This is a genomic window from Corynebacterium tuberculostearicum, from assembly GCF_046097255.1.
GTDB lineage: Bacteria > Actinomycetota > Actinomycetes > Mycobacteriales > Mycobacteriaceae > Corynebacterium > Corynebacterium tuberculostearicum_J.
Genome location: NZ_CP175770.1, coordinates 1,372,861 through 1,392,439 on the forward strand (window position 1 = coordinate 1,372,861; position 19,579 = coordinate 1,392,439).

Below are 19,579 nucleotides of genomic sequence, written 5' to 3' on the forward strand. Positions count from 1 at the left end.
CCTTAGCGGCTGGGCAATTTTTTATGAGTGATAGGACTTAACGGACCGGGCCGGGCAGGTGAGCGCGCCAGCCGAGGACGACGTTAACGAGGCAGCACAGTGCGAGCACGGCGCCAATGAGGAATAGGGTGGTAAAGCCGAGCAGCGGCGCGAGTGCGCTGAAGGCCATGGGGATAAAGAAGCCGGTATAGGAGACCGAGTAGTACACGGCGGTGAGGCCGGCGAGTTCTTCGGCGCGGGCGATGCGCTGGACCTCGGAGAGACCGGCGACAAGGGCGAGGCCGTAGCCTGCACCCATGACAGCGGCACCGGCGATGCCGAGCGGCAGGGAGCGAGTATGAGAGGCAACCGCGCCGAGGATGGTGCCCACGGTGATAACGCCCATGGCAACTGCGGAAGCGCGGGCGGAGCGGCTGGTATCGATAACCTTGCCGAGCATCTGGATGCCGACGCCGCAGCCCAAGGTGATAACGGTCATCAGGCCCGAGAAAGCGATGGGGGCATCGCCGGCGGACTTGGACAAAAGCTGGGGCAGGAGGGCATAGGCGGCGCCAGCGCAGCCGAAGACCCACGGTGCGACCGGCAGAACAATGCGCACGAAGCGGCGGTGTGCTGCGGAGGGGATGTGTAGCATGCGCAGCATGTCGCGGATGCTCAGGTCAAGGAAGGTGTCTTTTACCGTAGCGCCACGCGGCGGGCGGGTTTCCGGGGTCTTCATCAACCAGATGGCGGTGGCGACGGTGAGGAGGATGTGCAGGATATACGCCAAGTGGGTCGGCCACGGGCCCCACTGGGCCAGCACCGATGCGAGGCCGGCGCCGATGAGGAAGCCTAAGGTCAGGCACATCGAGGCGTGGCGCGGGCCGGCAGCGGGATCGCCACCTGCGCGGGTGATGAGCTCTGCCACCCACGTGGAGCCGACCGCCATGACGATGCCCAAAGCCAAGCCGCACATGATGCGGCCCACGGCGATAACGAGTGGCTCGTTCGGTGCGATGGACAAAAGGAAGGAACCGAGCAGCGATAGTGGCGCGGCAGGCAGCATCGTGGGGCGGCGGCCAATGTAGTCCGAAAGCGGGCCAGAAATCAGCAGCGCCGGCACGATGCCGAGTACGTAGGCGGCCAAGAGGCCATTGACGGTGACCTGCGAGAAGTGTGACTCCTCGCGGTACATAACTAGGAGAGGGGTGAACTCATTGCCGCCCCACGCGACAGCGACCATGCTGCCAGCGACGGGAAACCATGAGTGTTTGGCAAACTTTTCGGTCATAGTTGATTCCTCGAGTTGGTTAGGTGGGTGTCCAATGCGGAAAGGTAGGCGTCGAGGTCGCCGGTGCGGAGGGCATCGGCAAGCGTGCGGTGCTGATCCACGAAGGTGCGGGCGCGGGCCACGTTGCGGCCAATGGCCGTGGCGGTAAAACGCTGCTGGCGTTCGCGCAGCTGGTGTCCCAGCCCGGCTAGCAGGCTATTGGCACCGCCATCCATGATGATCTGGTGGAAACGCGCATCAAGATGCGTATAGGCATGCAGGTCTGCGCCATCCAACGCAGTGTCCTGCTCCGCGATGGTCGCGTCCAGCTGATCAGCGATGTCCGCGCGCTCGGCATCAGACATTGCGCAGATCTTTTCAGCACAGTGCCTATCCACGAGCAAGCGTGCCTCATAGACCTCGCGGATTTCTTGCGGGCTGATCGGCACGATGAGCGCACCCCGCCTGGGGTAGAGCTGCAGAAAGCCTTCGACCTCTAGGCGCAGGAAAGCCTCGTGCATCGGGGTGCGGCTAATTCCCATTTCGGTAGCCAGGGAGGCCTCGGAAAGCATCTGCGAGGGCTCGAAGGAGCCGTCAATGATCTTCTCTTTGACGAAGTCATAGGCGCGCTCCGCGGCGGGCTGCATTCGTTCATTGGACATGCATCCATCTTGCATGCAAGCTTGCATGCAAGCAAGCGTGCGGTGGCACTTTGTGGGGAACGGATCTAGCTAGGCAAACGTGTGACGTGGCACGTATCGGGGTCGAAGAGTAAGCCGTGGCCCATGCCGACCCAGCCGATGAAGGGGGCGTCGGCAAGCGTGTGCGGGGAGTGGACGTGCCCAAGGATCCAGGCATCGGCCTCGCAGGCCTGTAGCTCAGCCACGGAAAGCGGCAGGCAGGTGCCTTTAGAAAACTCACCGGTGACGGAAGAATGTAGGAGGCCGAGGACGGGGCCGTCGCTCGGGCGCGGTGGAAGCTGGAGGCGGCGCGGGTCCGGATCGGTGGCCACCGCTGCGGTTAGAACCGTGGTGTTTCCTATGCGAAAGGAGTGCACCTGCGTGCCGTGGACCGTGACCTCGGGCGGGAAGTCCAGATTGTGGTGGGTATCGTGGTTGCCGGAAATGAAGTGGACCTCGCCGAACAGTGTGGCAGCGTGGGCCATTACGGCGCGGGCCTGGGGCACGAATTCGGACGCCTCAGCGTTGCGGTCAATGATATCGCCCAAGCATACGCACGCCGTGGCTCCACTATTGGCGGCAACTTCGAGTTCTTGCAGGGCCCAGTCCAGCCCAGGGGCGCCCGGGCGGCCTAGGTGCAGATCGGCAAAGACAAAAATGCTAGCGGGCATGTGCGGCCTTTCGGTTTTGCCACCAGGTGATAGCTACCAAGACAACGGTGGAGGTTCCGACGCCGATGAGCGTCATGGCCATGGCCTCGGCACGGTGGCCTTGATCGAATTGGTTCATGATCCACGGAGCCAAGAGGTTGACTTGGCTCGGGCGAATGAGTGAGGACATGACCAGCTCGCGGATGCCTACGAAGAAGGCGAGGAGCCAGCCAGCGAAGATGCCAGGGGCAAGCAGGGGCAGGGTAATGCGCCCAAAGGTATGCAGAGTGGAGGAGCCGGAAATTGCAGCGGCCTCGTAGACGGTAGGGGAGACGGACTCTGCTGAAGCCTTGATGTTTTGGATGGCCATGGGCAAAAAGAGCACGGTGAAGGCCATAACTAGCATGCCCATCGTGCCGTAGGGCGACCATGGCAGCCAGGGAGAGTTCCACAGCAAAATGAATCCAATGGCCAGGACAATGCCGGGTACGGTGTCGGGGGCGATGGCCAAGAAATCGCTGAATTTTGCGGCAATGGTGCTTTGGCGGCGGGTGAGCACCGTGACCAGGACGCCGAGAGCAACGGCGGTGGTCGCGCCAAGGGCGCCTAGTCCGATGGAGCGAACAAGTGCCTCTTGAGCGGTTGGCATCTGCACAACGATGGAAAAGTAATCGAAGGTGAGGTTATTAGGCGTAGGCGGGGCCGAGCGCAGAATGGTCATCGCGGCCAAGGTGATGGACAGGTAGGGGATGATCACCGCGACCATGAAGATTGTTGCGGTCACCACAGCGCCGAAGGCGGTGCCGACCGAGCCGAGGCGGATACGTACGGGGCGGCTTACTCGGCCCCCGCCGGAGAGGTCGCGGCGTGAAATCCACTGTTGGAAGGCCCAAGCGGCCACGCCGATGGCAAAGAGAACCGACGAGGAGGCAGCGGCGCTGGAAAAATCGAGGGGGTCGATGGTGACGTCTTCATAGATGGAGGAGACGAGCACCTTGTAGCCAATGGCGTTGCCAAGCGTGACTGGGGTGCCAAACTCGCCGGCGGCCTTAATGAAGATAATCAGCGCGCCGAGGGAATAGGGCCCAACAACATTCGGGGCGATGATGCGCACGGCCTGTTGCCAGCGGCTCGCGCCGGCTATCTGTGCCATCTCCAGCGTGGACGCCGGAATGGAATTGAGGCAGGTGCGCAGGATGAGGTACAAGAATGGGAAGAGTTCCGCGGCCATGATGAAGGCCATGCCCCACACCGAGTAGATGGCATCGTGGGCGAGTTTGCCGGCGCCGTGGCCGAGCAGCATCTCGGCCACACCACCGCGGCGGGTGAAATCCATCCACGCCATCGCCGCCGCAAAGGGCGGGGTCATAAACGGGATCATGATGACGATCTCGATCCAATTGGCCCTGCTAAACCGCGTCCACGAACGGAGGAAGGCGAGCGGCGCGGCCATGAGCGTGGCAAAAGCCACGACCAGCACGGAGAGCAGGACGGTATTGCCAAGGATGTGCAGCATGCCCGGTTGGACAATGCTGCCTAGGGCTGAGGGCTCATCGTGGTAGCCCACGGCCGCGTTGACCAGCACGGAGGCTAGCGGCGCGGCGACGAGGGCAAGCAAGATGAGAAGGACCCCGTAGATCCCAAGGCGACGTTGGGGAGTGGTGGTGGAGCTCATCGGTTACTTCAGGTAGCGCTTGGCAAAGGTTTCCTTGATGTCCTTGGACTGAGAAACCAGGCCATCGAGGTCATCGTTGAGGGTCTTAATCTCATCCAGCTTCGGGCCATTCTTTGGAGCGATGTCCTTATTGGCCGGGATCATGTTCTTGGAGGCCGAGATCTCCTGCGCCTCATCGGAGAACATGAAGTCCACGAATGCCTCTGCGGCTTCCTTGTTATCGGAGGACTTGAGGATCATGACTGGGCGCGGGGTAACCGTGGTGCCGGAGGTTGGGATAGCAACCTCGAGCGGCTCGCCCTTCTTCTGCGCGGAGTATGCGGAGTAGTCCACGCCGCCGAGGACGATGCCGCGGGAGCCGGAGGTGACCTGGTCCAGCGCTGGGCCATTGGCGCCTTGGACGATCATGCCGTTGTCAAAGAGCTTGTCAAAGAGATCCCAGGTCTTCTCCTCGCCCCACTGATCTACCATGGCCGCGATGAGGTCGGCTGCGGTACCGGATTCGCGCGGGTCCGGCATGATGATTTGGTCCTTGTACTTTTCATCGGTGAGGTCCTCCCAGTCCTTCGGGGCCTCGTCCACGACGTTGGTGTTGGTTACCAGCGCTAGGGCCGAACCATCGCGGCCGGTAAACGCCCCGCTTTCCGACGCCCACTTGGGAACAACCTTGTCCGCTCCCTCCGGCGTGTACTTTTCAAGGGCGCCGGACTTTTCCTGCTTGCTAGCTGCCGCCCAGGAGGCGAGGTAGACCACGTCAGCCTGCGGGTTGGCTTCCTCGGCCTTGAGCTTGGCGGTGATCTTGCCGGTGGTATCGGCAAAAACATTGACGTGGACGTCGGTCTTTTCTTCGAAGGCCTCCACGAGGGCGTCGGTAAGCCCCTGCGGGTTAGCCGAGTAGTAATCCACCTCGCCGGACAGGCCTTCAGGTGCCTGCCACTTTTCGGCAGAAGAGGTGGACTGGTCGGTGGCGGTATCGGCGCTGTCCTCGACGGATCCGCAACCGGTCAAGGCGAGCGCACCAGCAGCGGTGGTGGCGATGGTGGCGGTGAACTTCTTGGTAAACATGTGTGGCTCCTATGCAGAAAGAGAAGATGGATAGTTGAGGTAGACGGTCTCGCCGCGAGTGAAGCGATGCGGTGAATACGCCACCCACGGCTCCTCGGACCCGGGAACATCGCAGCGCAACTCGTAGCGCCCACCGATGTAGTGAGCGCCAAGAACCTGCGCCTCGACCCGGCGCGGGGAGGCGCCGGTGTCCTCTTCCGCAGTGGTGACGGTGAGATTTTCTGGACGTACGCTGGGCAGCTGTGGGTGGCGGTTCATGGTGCCTACAAAGCCAGCGATGAAATCGGTGGCCGGCTGTTCATAAAGGGTGACTGGATCCGCGAATTGTTCGATATGGCCTTGATTCATAACCACGACGCGATCCGACATGGCAAGTGCCTCGGCTTGGTCGTGCGTGACGTAGATGACCGTGAGCCCCAGCTCCTGTGCCAGCTGGGTGAGCTCGGCGCGGATTTGCACGCGCAGCGCGGCGTCGAGGGCGGAGAGCGGCTCATCCATAAGCAGGACATCTGGATTAGAAACCAACGCGCGGGCGATGGCAACGCGCTGCTGTTGGCCACCGGAAAGTTGGTTCGGCCGCGCCTTCGCCTTGGAAGCGATGCCCACCATGTCCATGCAGGCGCGGACCTTCTCGGCCCGCTGGCCTGCTGCCACCTTATTGCCTGGGGTGGTCAGCGGAAACTCGATGTTCTTTTCCACCGTCATGTGCGGCCACAGTGCGAGGTCCTGGAAGACCATCGACAGCCGGCGCTTATTGACGGCCACGTTGGTTCGTGGACCAAATACCTCCATCTCTCCGAAGGAGATGGTTCCCGCGTCAGGCGTTTCTAATCCGGCTATGCAGCGCAACAGGGTGGACTTACCGCAGCCGGAAGGTCCGAGAATAGAGATGAATTCACCGCGGTTGATACTTAGATCGGTCTCGTGGAGGCCCGTATTATCGGCGAATTCGCGCTTAACGCCGCGCAAGATGACGTGGGGTGAGTTCATAATCAGCGAAATACTTTCTTCAAGAAATAACCTCGAAAAAGATAAGGCCGCAATATTGCATGTGGGTGACGTGAAGATGGAAAGAAATAAAAGCTTTAATTAACGGCACGCAAACACCCAGGAGTGCATGTGGAGGTGCGCCTATTAGACTGGGCCGCATGCAACGCTGGGTTCTACACATCGACATGGACGCGTTTTTCGCCTCCGTCGAGCAGCTGACCCGGCCTACCCTGCAGGGGCGTCCCGTCCTGGTGGGAGGTACCAGCGGGCGCGGCGTGGTGGCCGGCGCCTCCTATGAGGCGCGCGTGTACGGTGCGCATTCGGCCATGCCGATGTACCGCGCGCAGCAGCTTGTTGGACTTCGCGCGGTGGTGGTGCAGCCGCGCCGGGCGGTGTATTCGGCGGCCTCGCGTCGCGTTTTTGAAATCATTGCGCAACACGTGGAGGTCATCGAGCAGCTTTCTATCGATGAGGCCTTTATGGAACCCGCCGCCCTGGAAGGGGCGAGCGCGGAGGAAGTCAAGCGCTGGGCGGATGAGCTGCGCGCGCACATTCGGGAGGAGACGGGTCTGCCGTGTTCCATTGGGGCGGGCTCGGGCAAACAATTTGCCAAGATTGGATCGGGCGAAGCGAAGCCCGACGGCACCTTTGTTATTCCGGCGGAGCGCCAGCTAGATATGCTGCACCCCCTTGCGGTGAACAAGTTGTGGGGAGTCGGCCCGGTGACCGGCGCGAAGCTCAAGTCCATCGGCGTAGAAACCATTGGGCAGCTAGCGGCGATGACGCGCAAGGAAGTAGAGATTTCCATCGGCAGCGTGGTGGGGCTGCAGCTGTGGCAGCTGGCCCGCGGCATTGATGACCGTGAGGTGGCGCCGCGCGCAATTTCTAAACAGATTTCTACCGAGCACACCTACCCGAAAGACCTGCAGACCGCCCCCGAGGTCGATGCAGCCATCACTCGCGCGGCGGAGGGCGCGCACCGCCGGCTGCTTAAGGATGGGCGCGGCGCGCGCACCGTAACGGTAAAGCTGCGCATGGCGGATTTCCATATCGAATCGCGCTCGACCACCTTGCCCTATGCGACTGACGACGCCGCCGTGCTCACCGCCGCCGCCTTCAAACTCGCCCGCTACCCCGATGAGCTGGGGCCCATCCGCCTGGTAGGGGTGAGCTATTCCGGGCTAGAGACCGCTCGCCAAGACGTGCTTTTTCCGGAGCTCGACCGCGAAATAGTGCGCCCTGCACCGGCGGATACGGACTATGAGACTGGGGTGAGCGACGACGCAACACCGGCCATACCAGCGCCTACGGTGACGGTGGAGGAAGAAACCGATAACCAGTGGCACGCAACGCAAGACGTCTTCCATCCTGACTACGGCCACGGTTGGATTCAAGGCGCCGGCCACGGGGTGGTCAGCGTGCGCTTTGAAACCCGCGCCACGGGGCCCGGGCGCACCAAATCCTTCGCGGCCGACGATCCCGCGCTCGTGCCAGCAGACCCGCTCGACTCACTGGATTGGCAAGACTGGCTGACCAGCGAGGGCTAGCCCTCCTGAGCGAAAAGATCCGCCGGATCGGTGCCGGTGGCTAGCGCCGCAGCGAGTAGGATTCGCGCTTGGCTCGGGCGGAACCATCCGGCGTTGATGGCGCCACGCTTCCCCAGGCTCGCGCCACCGCCGTCGCCGCCATAAGCCAGTGCCGTCGGGCCATAGGGCGTGCGGGTAGAAATGGCGATGGGGAGACCGGCGTGGAGGGCGTCGGCAAGCGCGCGGCCCATGTCCTCACCCATGTTTCCCGAGCCCATGGCCTCCACAATGAGGCCGGAGGCGGGGGAGTGTACGGCGGCGTCGACCAGCAGGCGGCCCGCTCCCGGATAGGCAGGGATGATCTCGATACGCTGCGACGCCAGCGGGGCAGGACGCAAACGCGGGGTAGTGCCAGGAACGGACAGCGACTCAAACCCGCGCAGGTCACTGGTGTGCCGCTTGCGCGCACCGCGCGCCGGGATGGTCTCGCCGCCGAAGCAGAGGAAAACCCCAGGGTGCCCGCTGGCCGCTAGCTCGCGGGCAGCCCGCAGATTGGTGGGGCCGTCGGCCGCGGGGTGATCGTAGGCGCGCTGCGCTCCAGTAAGCACGATGGGCTTTGCCCCTGCGCAGAAAATCTCCAACGCCAGCGCGGTTTCCTCCATGGAGTCGGTGCCATGGGTGATGATCACGCCACCGATGTCCTCGCGCGCGGTGTGCTCATTGACCACCGCAATGAGCTCATCGAGGTCCGCCAAAGTAATAGAGGAGGAGTCGAGCTGGCGAAACTCCACTACCTCGGCGTCGATTTCAGCGGCAAGGTCCGCGCCAGAGACGGTGGGAACCAAGGAACCATCGGCCACGGTGGTGCACGCGATCGTGCCACCGGTGGCTATCAAAGCAAGTCGGGTCATGCACTCAAGGTTAAAGAAATCTCCGCCCACGCGGCGGGCGCAGCCCGGAAAAGGCTGGTGCAGCTGTAAACTGATGGGAGTTTAGAACCCAGACGTGAGGAGTTAGAAGTGAAATTCCGCAAGTTTAGCGCCGCGTGCCTCGCACTGACCGCGGCCACCGCCCTGGCCGCCTGCTCTTCCGACGACGAGCAGGACGATACCGCCGCCACCAACACCGAGGCGCAGGAATCCGCCTCTTCCGACGGCGATTCCGCCGCCCCAGCGCTGCCGTCCCCGGCGGACCTCAACGCCATCTTGGCCAAGGCCACTGATCCGAACGCCTCTGAGCAGGAAAAGACCGCCACCGTGCAGGGCGGCGAGACCGCACCGGAAATCTTTGACACCATGGCACAGTCCAAGCAGGAATCCGGCGCCGAGTTCGAGGTCGTCGATCCCGTACTTCCGGGCTATGACCCGCAGTCCGTGCTGACCACCGTGAACTTCACCACCGCTGACGGCCAGCAGCAGACCGCTGACCAGGTGGAATTCGTTTACGAAGACGGCACCTGGAAGCTTTCTAAGGCCTGGGCTTGCACGCTCATCCAAAACACCGTGCCGCCGGAGCAGGTTCCGGAGATGTGCGCGGATACCGGCGCCGGTGCCTCTGCACCCGCCCCGGCACCGGCCGAGGGCGACGCTGCCCCGGCTGAAGGCGACGCCCCGGCTGCCGGCGCCGAGCAAGCCCCAGCTGAGGCCCCCGTAGAAGCCCCGGCCGAGTAATTAGGAAAAGTTCAGCTCCGTCAGGCTCGACTGCACCACGCGCAGCTCCGAGCCGGCGGCGCCATAAATGACCTTCGTGTCGAAAGACACGTCACCGCCCACGGGCAGCGGCTTGCCCAGGTCTACCGTGATGTTGCCCTTGGATTGGGTGCTGGAGTCCACAACCTTGAGCTCCTTGTCCTCCAACTCCGTGCCCTGGGCCTGGCCCTCAAAGGACAGCGCGCCTAGCGACGGCCGCTGCTCCACCTCCACGTTGAGCTTGACCTGGTCACCCTCGATGGAAGCGACCGTATAGCGCGTGGTCTGCAGCAGGGTGGACTCGCCGGTAACGCGCGAATCCACCGTCCAGCTCGCTCCCTTGCCTACCTCCTCGGTGGGGAAAACCACGGGCAGGGCCGTCAGCTTCATAATTGCCTGTTCCACGGAGCCACGGGCTTCATCCGTGGCCTCCTGGGGTGCGGCAAGGCGCAAGGAATTCATCTGGCCGGTATTTTGGCCTCGCCAGCCAAATTGAAATCCCTCGGCCGAAGAGACGTCGGTGTCGCCAGAAGTTTCCGGCGCACCGGCCGTGACGAACGCATTGCGGGTGGCGGGCAGCTGATCTTCAACGTCCTCGCTAGCCTTATCTACCTTGGCCGATAGCGGCAGGGTAGTGGTGGTGGATTCGACGTCGGAGGCCTGAAACTTCTCGGCCGCTGACTTTTTGAGCAGGTCCTGCGAAAAACCCTCGGTAACGCGGTAGTTCACGTCCTGCGTGGAGTCGATATCGCGGTATTCCAGGAGCTTTTTCTCCCCGGTGCCGGGATTGTCCACGGTGACGCGTGGGGCGTCGATAGTCAGGCCCACGGGCTGTTCTACCGCGGGTTCCGGCTTTTCATAGGAACACGCCGTAAGCGCTACGGCGGCTGTGGTCAGGGCTGCAAAAACTTTGACTCGAAACACGCTTACCAAAATACCGGACGCTCCCGTTTAGAATAGAGCGGGTGAGTCAAAAACGAAGGAGCAAGACAGGACTTATCGCCGCGGTCGTCATCGCCGTGGCGCTGGTGGACCAAGCCGTGAAACAAATAATGCTCTCCATCCTTACGGAGGGCGAGCCCCTGCCGGTCATTGGGGATTGGTTCCGGTTTACCCTGCTTTTTAACCCTGGCGCGGCCTTTTCCATGGGCGGGGAGGGATCGACGTGGCTTTTTACCACTATCCAGCTGGTCTTTGTGCTCGGCGTGGCCATTGCCGCCCCGCGCATTACCCACTCCGGCCAGGCGGTGGGCCTAGCGCTCATCGCCGGTGGTGCGTTGGGTAATTTCGCTGACCGCATCTTCCGCGCCCCCGGCTTCTGGTTCGGGCACGTGGTGGACTTTATTTCGGTCGGCTCTTTCGCCGTGTTCAATATTGCGGACGCGGCCATTACCTGCGGCGTGGTGCTGTTCATTATCGCCATGGTGCTGGAGGAAAGGAAGGCCGAGCATGAATAGGCAGATGCGCAGCTTCCCCATTCCTGAAGGCCTAGAAGGCATGCGTGCCGACGCCGCCCTGGCCAAGCTCCTTGGCCTTTCCCGCAGCGCCACCGCGCAGCTGTGCGCCGAGGGCAGTGTGACCATCGATTCCCAAGAGCTGGGCAAATCCGAGCGATTGACTTCCGGCAACGTGGTCTCCGTGCTTTTGCCGGAGCCAGAAAAGCCGTTGCTGCCGCGCGAAGAGCTGGTCGAGGGCATGGACGTGCTTTACAACGATGCCGATATCATCTGCGTGCATAAGCCGGTGGGCGTGGCCGCGCACCCCAGCGTGGGGTGGGACGGGCCGACGGTGATTGGTGGGCTGCGCGCGGCCGGTTATACCGTGGCTTCGTCCGGGCCGACCGAGCGCAAGGGCATCGTGCACCGCCTCGATGTGGGCACGTCAGGCGTGATGGTCGTGGCTTCCTCGGAGCGCGCCTATTCCGCGCTCAAGCACGCCTTTAAGTACCGCAGCGTGAAAAAGACCTACCACGCCGTGGTGCAGGGGCTGCCGGATCCCATCGAGGGCACCGTTGATGCGCCCATCGGCCGCCACCCCAAGTCGGGCTGGAAATTCGCCGTGCTTGACGACGGCAAAGCGGCCATCACCCATTACAGCCTCATCGAGGCCTTCCGCGAGGCCAGCCTCATCGAGGTGCACCTAGAGACCGGCCGCACCCACCAGATTCGCGTGCACATGTCCGCCACCGGCCACCCGTGCGTGGGCGACCCAATGTACGGCTCGGATCCCAACTTGGCTAAGCGCCTTGGGCTTCAGCGTCAATGGCTGCACGCGGTAAAGCTCGGCTTTACCCACCCCGGCACCGGCAAGTGGTTCGAGATTGAAGCGCCGTACCCGGCCGATCTCGAGCACGCTTTGGAGGTTCTGCGGGGATGAGGAAGGTCTACCGGCGGCGTCGGCTAGCGGCCCTGGCGGTGCTTGCGGTGCTTTTCTTGGCCGCGCTCGCGCTTTTTGGCGCCCTAGGGACCCAGGCCTCTTCGCAAGTACAAGGCGATCAGCTCGGCCCGGATGGCGAGACGCGCGCGGAGTATATTGCGCGCGTATCCGGTAGCGACATTCCGGACGCGCCTGCCTACGCCCTTGTTACCTTCGACGAGGATTTGCCACCCGTAGCCGCCGCGGCCGCCGTCGCCGCCGCCCCGCGCATGGATGCCATCCTTATCGGCTCCACCGCCCCCATTGACGTCCCCGAACCCACCGCCGGCGAGGACCGCGCCGCTGTCATCCAACGCGCCTTCGACCGCATCGATGCCTCCTATGGCCAGCGCCCCACCGCGGTGAGCGCCGCCGTGGTGTGGGGATCGGGCGCCCAGCTTGCCGACGTCGCCTCCACCCCCTCCGTCGCCGCCGTCGAACCCGCACCCGCGGACGCCGCCTGGGGCAGCTTCGCCATCCGCCCTCCCAGCTAATATCGCCCTCCTGGGACCTGTGGCGCGCGGTGGCCGCCCAGCGCTTTTAGCATCGAGGGCATGGAACACATTCGGGCTTATATCGCGGCGCTCAACTCGGCGATGGACCTCCTCGCCGAGGCCGCCGACGCCTCCGCCGCGGACCTTACCGCCGCCGGCATGCCCGATGCCACGGCTGACACTATTGCGCAGCTCGCGCAGGTCTACTTCGGGACCACCAGCTTTCGCCGCCGCCAACGCCGCGCGGTGGACGGGGCCCGCCGCAACCGGCATTCGCTGCCGACGCTGGCGGTCATCGAAAAGCATGCCCGGCGCGCGCCCACGCAAGCCCGCGCATGGGCCCTGCGCGCCGAGCTCACCCATATCGCGTGCGATACGCGGGAGATGGAAAGGCGTGCTCGCAAAAAGCTGCGCGAGATGCGCGCGCCGCGCGAACCCAAGCCGGGGGTGCGGTTGCGCCGCCGCGCCGCCGGCAAACCCTGGACGCTGTCCATCACTGGGCCGTCCGCACTCATCGCCGAGTTACACCAGCATGCCGGTTCGCTTGCCGACGTCACCTCCCTCTTCCGCACCGGTACCGGCGCCGCCGCAACCGTGCGCACCAACGTTGTGGTGCCACTGGATAAGTTGGTTGGCGTGGCCCATGGCAGCGACGATGTGGTGTTGACCATGACCAATGGCGCGCAGATTACGGGTGCTGAATTGGCCCAGCGTGCGCTTGCCGAGGAGGGATTTGTCACCCTGCTCCACCCCGTAGAGGGCCCAGTGAACTTGTACCGCATGCGCCGTGGGGCCACCTGGAAGCAGTTCATGATGGCCGCGGCGGAAAATCCCACCTGCCCGGTCAAGGGATGCAATAAGCCTGCCGATGAGTGCCAGGTTCACCACATCTTCAGTTGGGCCGGCGGCGGGTGGACCAATGCGAAGAACCTCACCACCGCCTGCGCCTATCACAACGGCCGCAATGATGACCATCGCACCGGCCCGCCGCGCAATGGCCGCTTCGAGCGCACCGCCCGCGGCGTTCGCTGGGTTAACCCCTGGGATCCGCCCCCACCGGACCTCGTCGATACCGGGCCCACGAATACGACCACCGCGTAGACTAGACCTATGTCCTCACGCCAGCCCTTTTCGCAGTGGATGCCCAACTACAAATTTGGCTATATCGCCGCGTGGGTCGCGGTGGTGGTTTCCGGCATCGCGCTTTTCATCGGCCTTGTCACCGGCGGCACCTCGATGACGCTGGTGTTTTCCGGGATCGTATGTGCCTATGGCATTTTTCTCGTCGTGGTGATGCCGCGCTGGGCGCTGCGCGCAGAAGAGGAACAGGCGGCGCGTCGCCGCGCCCGCGCCGCCCGCGAGGAACTTAAGCGCTCCTAGCCATGCGCACCAAGTCGGCGACGTAAATCGCCACCGCCACGCCGATGATGCCGAAGCCGATCCAGCGGTGCGTCGAAAAGTGCTCGTGGGTGACAAAGAGAGCCCACAGCATCTGCATGATGGGGGTGAGGTATTGGAGCATGCCGATCGTCGATAAGCGCAGTGTCCGTGCGCCCTCCGCAAAGCAGAGGAGCGGCAGCGCGGTAATCAAGCCGGCGCTGACCAAAAGCAGCGCGTGGCCGACTCCCTCGCTGGCGAATGTGCCCTGGCCGCTTGTTTCTAGCCACAGGATGTAGCCCACCGCCAGCGGTGACATCACGAGCGCCTCCGCCGCGACCGAGACGGCCGAGGATACCCGGACCTGCTTTTTGAGCAGCCCATAAAAGCCGAAGCTGAAGGCCAGCAGCAGCGAAATGTATGGCGCCTGGCCGGTAAAGAACGTCAAGTACAGCACCGCGATGGCCGCAACGCCCACCGCGCCGGCCTGCCACGGCCGCAGTCGTTCCTTCAAAAACACCATGCCGAGGGCGACCGACACCAAGGGATTGATGAAATAGCCCAGCGCCGCATCGGCCACGTGGTTGCTATTAATCGCCACCACGTAGGTGCCCCAATTGACCGTGATGAATACACCCGCGGCCGCAAGCCAACCCCACGTGCGCTTGTCCATGCGCGCCATTTCGCGCCACCGGCCGCCGAGGAGCAAAAATCCCGTAACCAACACCGCGGTCCACAACACGCGGTGAGCCAAGATTTCCAGCGGCGATGCCGGCAGCAACAGGGGGAAGAACGCGGGGAAAAATCCCCACATGATGTAGGCGGCGAGCGTGTAGAGCATCACAAAATAATAGCCCATTTTGACCGCCCCGCTATGATGAGCCGCATGGCCAAAAACTCCTCCTTCGTCCACCTGCACAACCACACCGAGTTTTCCATGCTGGACGGCATGGCCAAGGTCGATATGCTGGCCGACGAGGTGGTTCGCCAAGAAATGCCGGCCGTCGGTATGACCGACCACGGCAATATGTATGGCTCTGATGCTTTCTACCGCCGCATGACCGGTGCCGGCGTCAAGCCGATCATCGGCATCGAGGCCTATATGGCGCCTGAATCCCGCTTCAATAAGAAGCGCGTGCTGTGGGGCACGCCGGATCAAAAGCGCGACGACGTCTCCGCGTCCGGTGCCTACCTCCACCAAACGATGATCGCGGAGAATGCCACCGGCCTGCGCAACCTCTTTACCTTGTCCTCGCTGGCTTCCTACGAAGGCCAGTTGGGCAAGTGGCCGCGCATGGACGCCGAGCTCATCGCCGAGCATGCCGACGGCATCATCGCCACCACCGGTTGCCCCTCTGGCGACGTCCAGACCCGCCTGCGCCTGGGCCAGTTCAACGAGGCGCTGGAGGCCGCGGCCATGTGGCAGGACATCTACGGCAAGGACAACTTCTTTTTGGAGTTGATGGACCATGGTCTGGACATCGAAAAGCGCACACGCGATGGCCTGCTAGAAATCGGCCGCAAGCTGGACTTGCCGCCGCTGGTGACCAATGACTGCCACTACGTGTTGGAGTCCCAGGCGCCGGCGCACGAGGCGATGCTGTGCGTGCAGACCGGCAAGACGTTCATGGATCCGGACCGCTTCAAGTTCGGCGGCACCGGCTACTACATTAAGTCGGCCGCGCAGATGCGCGAGACCTGGGACGATATGATTCCAGATGGCTGTGATAACACCTTGTGGATTGCCGAGCGCGTGCAGGACTACGGCGAGATCTGGGAAGAACACACCCACGATCGCATGCCTATTGCCGACGTCCCCGAGGGCCATACCCCAACCTCCTGGCTCACCCACGAGGTGATGGAGGGCCTGCAGGAGCGCTTCCCCGGCCAGGATGTTCCGGAGGAGTATATCGAGCGCGCCAAGTATGAGATCTCCGTTATTGAGATGAAGGGCTACCCGTCCTACTTCCTCATCGTGGCCGAGCTTATTAAGCACGCGCGCTCCGTGGGCATTCGTGTGGGGCCGGGCCGTGGTTCGGCGGCCGGTGCGCTCGTCGCTTACGCGCTGACCATTACCAATATCGACCCGCTGGAGCACGATCTCCTCTTCGAGCGATTCTTGAACCCAGAACGCCCGTCCGCACCCGATATCGATATCGACTTCGACGACCGCCGTCGCGGTGAAATGATCACCTATGCGGCCGAGCGCTGGGGCGAGGACAAGGTGGCGCAGGTTATTACCTTCGGCACGGTGAAGACTAAGCAGGCCATTAAGGACTCGGCCAAGGTGCACTTTGGCCAGCCCGGCTTCCAGATGGCCGACCGCATCAACGGCGCGCTGCCGCCGGCCATCATGGCCAAGGACATTCCGCTTAAGGGCATCACGGACCCGGACCACGAGCGCTACTCAGAGGCCGCCGAGGTCCGCCAGATGGTGGAATCCGACCCGGATGTGAAAAAGATCTATGACACGGCGCGGGGCTTGGAGGGCGTCGTCAGGCAGGCGGGCGTGCACGCCTGTGCGGTGATTATGGCTTCGGTCCGGCTCATGGACCACATTCCTATGTGGAAGCGCCCGGCCGACGGCGCTTATATCACCGGCTGGGATTACCCGGCCTGCGAGGCCATCGGCCTGCTGAAGATGGACTTTTTGGGCCTGCGCAACCTCACCGTTATCGGCGATGCGATTGAAAACATCAAGCGCAACCGCGGCGAAGAAATCCACTTGGAGCAGCTGCATGCCGACGACCCCAAGGTCTCCAAGGTCTATGACCTCCTCTCGCGCGGCGATACGCTGGGCGTCTTCCAGCTCGACTCCGGCGGCATGCAGGAGCTGCTCAAGCGCATGAAGCCGACCGGCTTTAAGGATATTGTGGCCTCCCTTGCGCTCTACCGCCCAGGCCCGATGGGTGTGAACGCCCACTGGGACTACGCGGACCGTAAGAACGGCCGCAAGGAAATCACCCCAATTCACCCGGAGTTGGAAGAGCCGCTCAAGGAAATCCTGGATGAGACCTACGGCCTTATCGTCTACCAGGAGCAGATCATGCGTATCTCGCAGAAGGTCGCCAACTACACGGCCGGCGAGGCAGATGGTTTCCGTAAGGCAATGGGTAAGAAGAAGCCCGAAGTGCTGGCCCAGCAGTACGACAAGTTCTGGGGCGGCATGCAAGAAAACGGCTACTCCAAGTCCGCCATGGACGCGCTGTGGGGCACCATCGAGCCCTTCGCGTCCTACGCGTTTAACAAGTCCCACGCCGCGGGCTACGGCTTGGTGTCCTTCTGGACGGCCTACCTCAAGGCTTACTACGCGCCGGAATACATGGCCGCGCTGCTGACCTCGGTGGGCGATAAGAAAGATAAGTCCGCCATCTACCTATCGGACTGCCGCCACCTGGGCATCAAGGTGCTGCCGCCGTCCGTCAACGAGTCCGAGGAGGACTTCCAGGCGGTGGGAGAGGATATCCGCTTCGGCATGGGCGCTATCCGCAATGTGGGCTCGGAAGTGGTGGAATCCATCATCAAATCCCGCCACGACAAGGGCGCGTTTACCTCCTTTAGCGATTACCTGGACAAGATCGAGCTCGCTGCCTGCACCAAGCGCGTGACAGAAGCGCTGATTAAGGCCGGCGCCTTCGATGACTTGAACCACCCGCGCAAGGGCCTCATGCTCATCCACGAGGACGCGGTGGATGCGGTGCAAACCACCAAGAAGGCCGCGGATAAGGGACAGTTCAATCTCTTCGCTGGAATTGGCGGGGGAGAGGACGACGCGGCTTCCAACGCTTTTGCCTTGGACATTCCAGAAGACAACTGGGATCGCAAACACGAGCTCGCCCTCGAGCGCGAAATGCTGGGTCTATATGTTTCCGGCCACCCACTCGATGGCTTCGAGGAGGCGCTGGCCGCGCAGACGGATACCCCGCTGACCAAGATCCTCAACGACGAGGTGCATAACGGCCAAGAGCTCATCATCGGCGGCATCATTTCGGGCGTGGACCGTCGCTTCTCTAAGCGTGATGGCTCGCCGTGGGCCATTGTCACGGTGGAAGACCACAACGGCGCGCAGGTGGAAATCCTGGTCTTCAACAAGGTGTACTCGCTCGTCGCCCCGCAGATCGTGGAGGACAATATCATCCTCGCGCGTGTCAACGTCAAGGTGCGCGATGAGCGCCGTTCGCTGTTCTGCTCCGATATCCGCGTGCCGGAGCTGGGCCCGGGCGGTGGCGCCGGCCTGCCGCTGCGCCTGACCATGCGCACGGATCAGTGCACCATGGAGAATATTGCCCGCCTCAAGCAGGTCCTGCTCAAAAACCAGGGCGAGTCGGATGTGTACCTCGAGCTTGTCGACGGCTCCGAGTCCACCACCATGATCCTCGGCGACCACCTGCGCGTGGAGCGATCCGGCAACCTCATGGGCGACCTCAAGGCCACCATGGGTGCGGGCATATTAGGCTGAATTTAAACTCGGCGGCGGCAGGCCCCCTCCACTAATCTAGACAGCACAGTCTATAACGATGGAGGAAACCTGATGGTGAACAAGATTCGCACCACCCACGTCGGCTCGCTGCCGCGCACCCCGGAGCTGCTGGAAGCCAACCTGCAGCGCGCGGAGCTGCCGGCCGCGGAGTTTCAGGGGATTTTGGAGGCTGCGGTGGCGGACGTCGTCAAGCGGCAGCTCGATCTCGGCCTCGATATCATTAACGAGGGCGAGTACGGCCATATCACCTCTGGCGCGGTGGATTATGGCGCGTGGTGGAATTATTCGTTTAGCCGCCTGGGCGGGCTGACGATGACGGATACCGACCGCTGGGAATCGGCCGAGGTGGTGCGCTCTAAGCCGGGTGAGCCGCGGCTGACGTCGTTTATTGATCGCCGCGACCGCGCGCTGTTCTCGGAGGCCTATAATGACCCGGATTCTGGCATCTTCACCGGCCGCGCCAAGGTGGCGAACCCAGAGTTTACCGGACCGGTAACCTACATCGGCCAGGATGAGGTCGCCGCCGATGTGCGCTTGCTTGCCGACGCCCTCCCGGCCGGCACCCCCGGCTTCATCGCCGCCCTTTCGCCCGGCTCGGCAGCGCGCCTGACCAACCGCTACTACGACGATGAGCATGAGCTGCTTGCCGACGTCGGCCGCGCCATGCGTACCGAATACCAGGCCATCACCGACGCTGGGCTTACTGTGCAATTCGACGCGCCCGACTTGGCTGAGGCTTGGGACCAAATCAATCCCGAGCCGTCCGTGAAGGACTTCCGCGGTTTTATTCGCGAGCGCATCGACGTCCTCAATGATTCCATCGCCGGCCTGCCCAAGGAACAAACGCGCCTGCACATCTGCTGGGGCTCCTGGCACGGCCCGCACGTTACCGACGTGCCCTTTGCGGATATCATCGAGGAAATTCTGCGTGCCGAGGTCGGCGGATTCTCCTTCGAGGCCGCTTCGCCGCGCCACGCGCATGAGTGGCGCGTGTGGCAGGACCACGCGCTGCCCGAAGGCACTGTGATTTACCCGGGCGTGGTATCTCACTCCACCAACGCGGTAGAGCATCCGCGCCTCGTGGCCGATCGCATCATCCAATTCGCTGAGGTAGTCGGCCCCGAAAACGTCATCGCGTCGACCGATTGCGGCTTGGGCGGCCGCCTGCACCCCCAGATTGCCTGGGCGAAGTTGCAGTCCTTGGTCGAGGGCGCGGAGATTGCTACCCGCGAACTCTTCTAAAACACACAAAGCCGCTCCGGAGCTCCGGAGCGGCTAAATTATTCAGTG

The 19,579-nt window shown here is 62.9% G+C and carries 18 protein-coding genes; 9 read left to right on the top strand and 9 right to left on the bottom strand.

The features are described 5' to 3' along the window. Positions 1-37 precede the first annotated feature (37 nt). From ACKFRY_RS06555 to ACKFRY_RS06580, 6 genes are all read right to left on the bottom strand, one after another. Entirely contained in the window at positions 38-1,270 is a 1,233-nt protein-coding gene (locus ACKFRY_RS06555) for an MFS transporter (protein WP_284820170.1), read from the bottom strand. Beyond that, positions 1,267-1,911 (bottom strand): GntR family transcriptional regulator, encoded by a 645-nt coding sequence (locus ACKFRY_RS06560; protein WP_005324538.1) that lies wholly within the window; start codon positions 1,909-1,911, stop codon positions 1,267-1,269. The genes ACKFRY_RS06555 and ACKFRY_RS06560 overlap by 4 nt, the downstream gene beginning before the upstream one ends. Positions 1,912-1,976: 65 nt before the next feature. Further along, positions 1,977-2,600 (bottom strand): metallophosphoesterase, encoded by a 624-nt coding sequence (locus ACKFRY_RS06565; protein ID WP_005324540.1) that lies wholly within the window; start codon positions 2,598-2,600, stop codon positions 1,977-1,979. Further along, complete coding sequence (locus tag ACKFRY_RS06570; RefSeq protein WP_408922516.1) at positions 2,590-4,254, bottom strand: ABC transporter permease; 1,665 nt, start codon at positions 4,252-4,254, stop codon at positions 2,590-2,592. The genes ACKFRY_RS06565 and ACKFRY_RS06570 overlap by 11 nt, the downstream gene beginning before the upstream one ends. A gap of 3 nt (positions 4,255-4,257) precedes the next feature. Beyond that, complete coding sequence (locus tag ACKFRY_RS06575) at positions 4,258-5,319, bottom strand: ABC transporter substrate-binding protein (protein ID WP_250409978.1); 1,062 nt, start codon at positions 5,317-5,319, stop codon at positions 4,258-4,260. A gap of 9 nt (positions 5,320-5,328) precedes the next feature. Beyond that, positions 5,329-6,309, bottom strand: coding sequence for an ABC transporter ATP-binding protein (locus ACKFRY_RS06580; RefSeq protein WP_408922517.1), 981 nt, complete (start codon positions 6,307-6,309; stop codon positions 5,329-5,331). Positions 6,310-6,467: 158 nt separating this feature from the next. On the opposite strand from ACKFRY_RS06580, the gene ACKFRY_RS06585 reads away from it, so the two are divergent. Next, entirely contained in the window at positions 6,468-7,856 is a 1,389-nt protein-coding gene (locus tag ACKFRY_RS06585) for a DNA polymerase IV (protein WP_408922518.1), read from the top strand. Here the strand turns inward: ACKFRY_RS06585 and ACKFRY_RS06590 are convergent. After that, a complete protein-coding gene (locus tag ACKFRY_RS06590; protein ID WP_408922519.1) occupies positions 7,853-8,746 on the bottom strand; it encodes an asparaginase in 894 nt (297 codons plus the stop codon). The two genes, ACKFRY_RS06585 and ACKFRY_RS06590, sit on opposite strands and share 4 nt — an antisense overlap. A 108-nt stretch (positions 8,747-8,854) precedes the next feature. Between ACKFRY_RS06590 and ACKFRY_RS06595 the strand changes: the two genes are divergently transcribed. Beyond that, entirely contained in the window at positions 8,855-9,505 is a 651-nt protein-coding gene (locus tag ACKFRY_RS06595) for a hypothetical protein (protein ID WP_049377625.1), read from the top strand. On the opposite strand, the gene ACKFRY_RS06600 is transcribed toward ACKFRY_RS06595, so the two are convergent. Then, positions 9,506-10,447 (bottom strand): hypothetical protein, encoded by a 942-nt coding sequence (locus ACKFRY_RS06600; protein WP_408922520.1) that lies wholly within the window; start codon positions 10,445-10,447, stop codon positions 9,506-9,508. Positions 10,448-10,488: 41 nt separating this feature from the next. Here ACKFRY_RS06600 and lspA point away from each other — a divergent pair, with 41 nt between their 5' ends. From lspA to ACKFRY_RS06625, 5 genes are read left to right on the top strand one after another with little or no spacing between them, the layout of a single operon-like run. Continuing rightward, a complete protein-coding gene (gene lspA / locus ACKFRY_RS06605; RefSeq protein ID WP_394371979.1) occupies positions 10,489-10,980 on the top strand; it encodes a signal peptidase II in 492 nt (163 codons plus the stop codon). After that, positions 10,973-11,899: an RluA family pseudouridine synthase gene (locus ACKFRY_RS06610; protein WP_005324559.1), complete on the top strand. Its 927-nt coding sequence runs from the start codon at positions 10,973-10,975 to the stop codon at positions 11,897-11,899. The genes lspA and ACKFRY_RS06610 overlap by 8 nt, the downstream gene beginning before the upstream one ends. Then, a complete protein-coding gene (locus tag ACKFRY_RS06615; protein WP_005328865.1) occupies positions 11,896-12,432 on the top strand; it encodes a hypothetical protein in 537 nt (178 codons plus the stop codon). Before ACKFRY_RS06610 ends, ACKFRY_RS06615 begins: the two co-directional genes overlap by 4 nt. A 60-nt stretch (positions 12,433-12,492) precedes the next feature. After that, complete coding sequence (locus tag ACKFRY_RS06620) at positions 12,493-13,533, top strand: HNH endonuclease signature motif containing protein (protein ID WP_250412561.1); 1,041 nt, start codon at positions 12,493-12,495, stop codon at positions 13,531-13,533. A gap of 9 nt (positions 13,534-13,542) precedes the next feature. Further along, positions 13,543-13,812, top strand: coding sequence for a permease (locus tag ACKFRY_RS06625; RefSeq protein ID WP_200435451.1), 270 nt, complete (start codon positions 13,543-13,545; stop codon positions 13,810-13,812). Here the strand turns inward: ACKFRY_RS06625 and rarD are convergent. Beyond that, positions 13,799-14,650: an EamA family transporter RarD gene (rarD, locus tag ACKFRY_RS06630; protein ID WP_040425232.1), complete on the bottom strand. Its 852-nt coding sequence runs from the start codon at positions 14,648-14,650 to the stop codon at positions 13,799-13,801. The two genes, ACKFRY_RS06625 and rarD, sit on opposite strands and share 14 nt — an antisense overlap. Before the next feature lie 45 nt (positions 14,651-14,695). Between rarD and dnaE the strand changes: the two genes are divergently transcribed. Together dnaE and ACKFRY_RS06640 are read left to right on the top strand one after the other, a co-directional pair. Next, complete coding sequence (gene dnaE, locus ACKFRY_RS06635) at positions 14,696-18,268, top strand: DNA polymerase III subunit alpha (RefSeq protein WP_408922521.1); 3,573 nt, start codon at positions 14,696-14,698, stop codon at positions 18,266-18,268. A 72-nt stretch (positions 18,269-18,340) separates the two neighbouring features. Then, positions 18,341-19,531, top strand: a complete 1,191-nt coding sequence (locus ACKFRY_RS06640; RefSeq protein WP_408922522.1) for a cobalamin-independent methionine synthase II family protein — start codon at positions 18,341-18,343, stop codon at positions 19,529-19,531. The last annotated feature ends 48 nt before the right edge of the window (positions 19,532-19,579 follow it).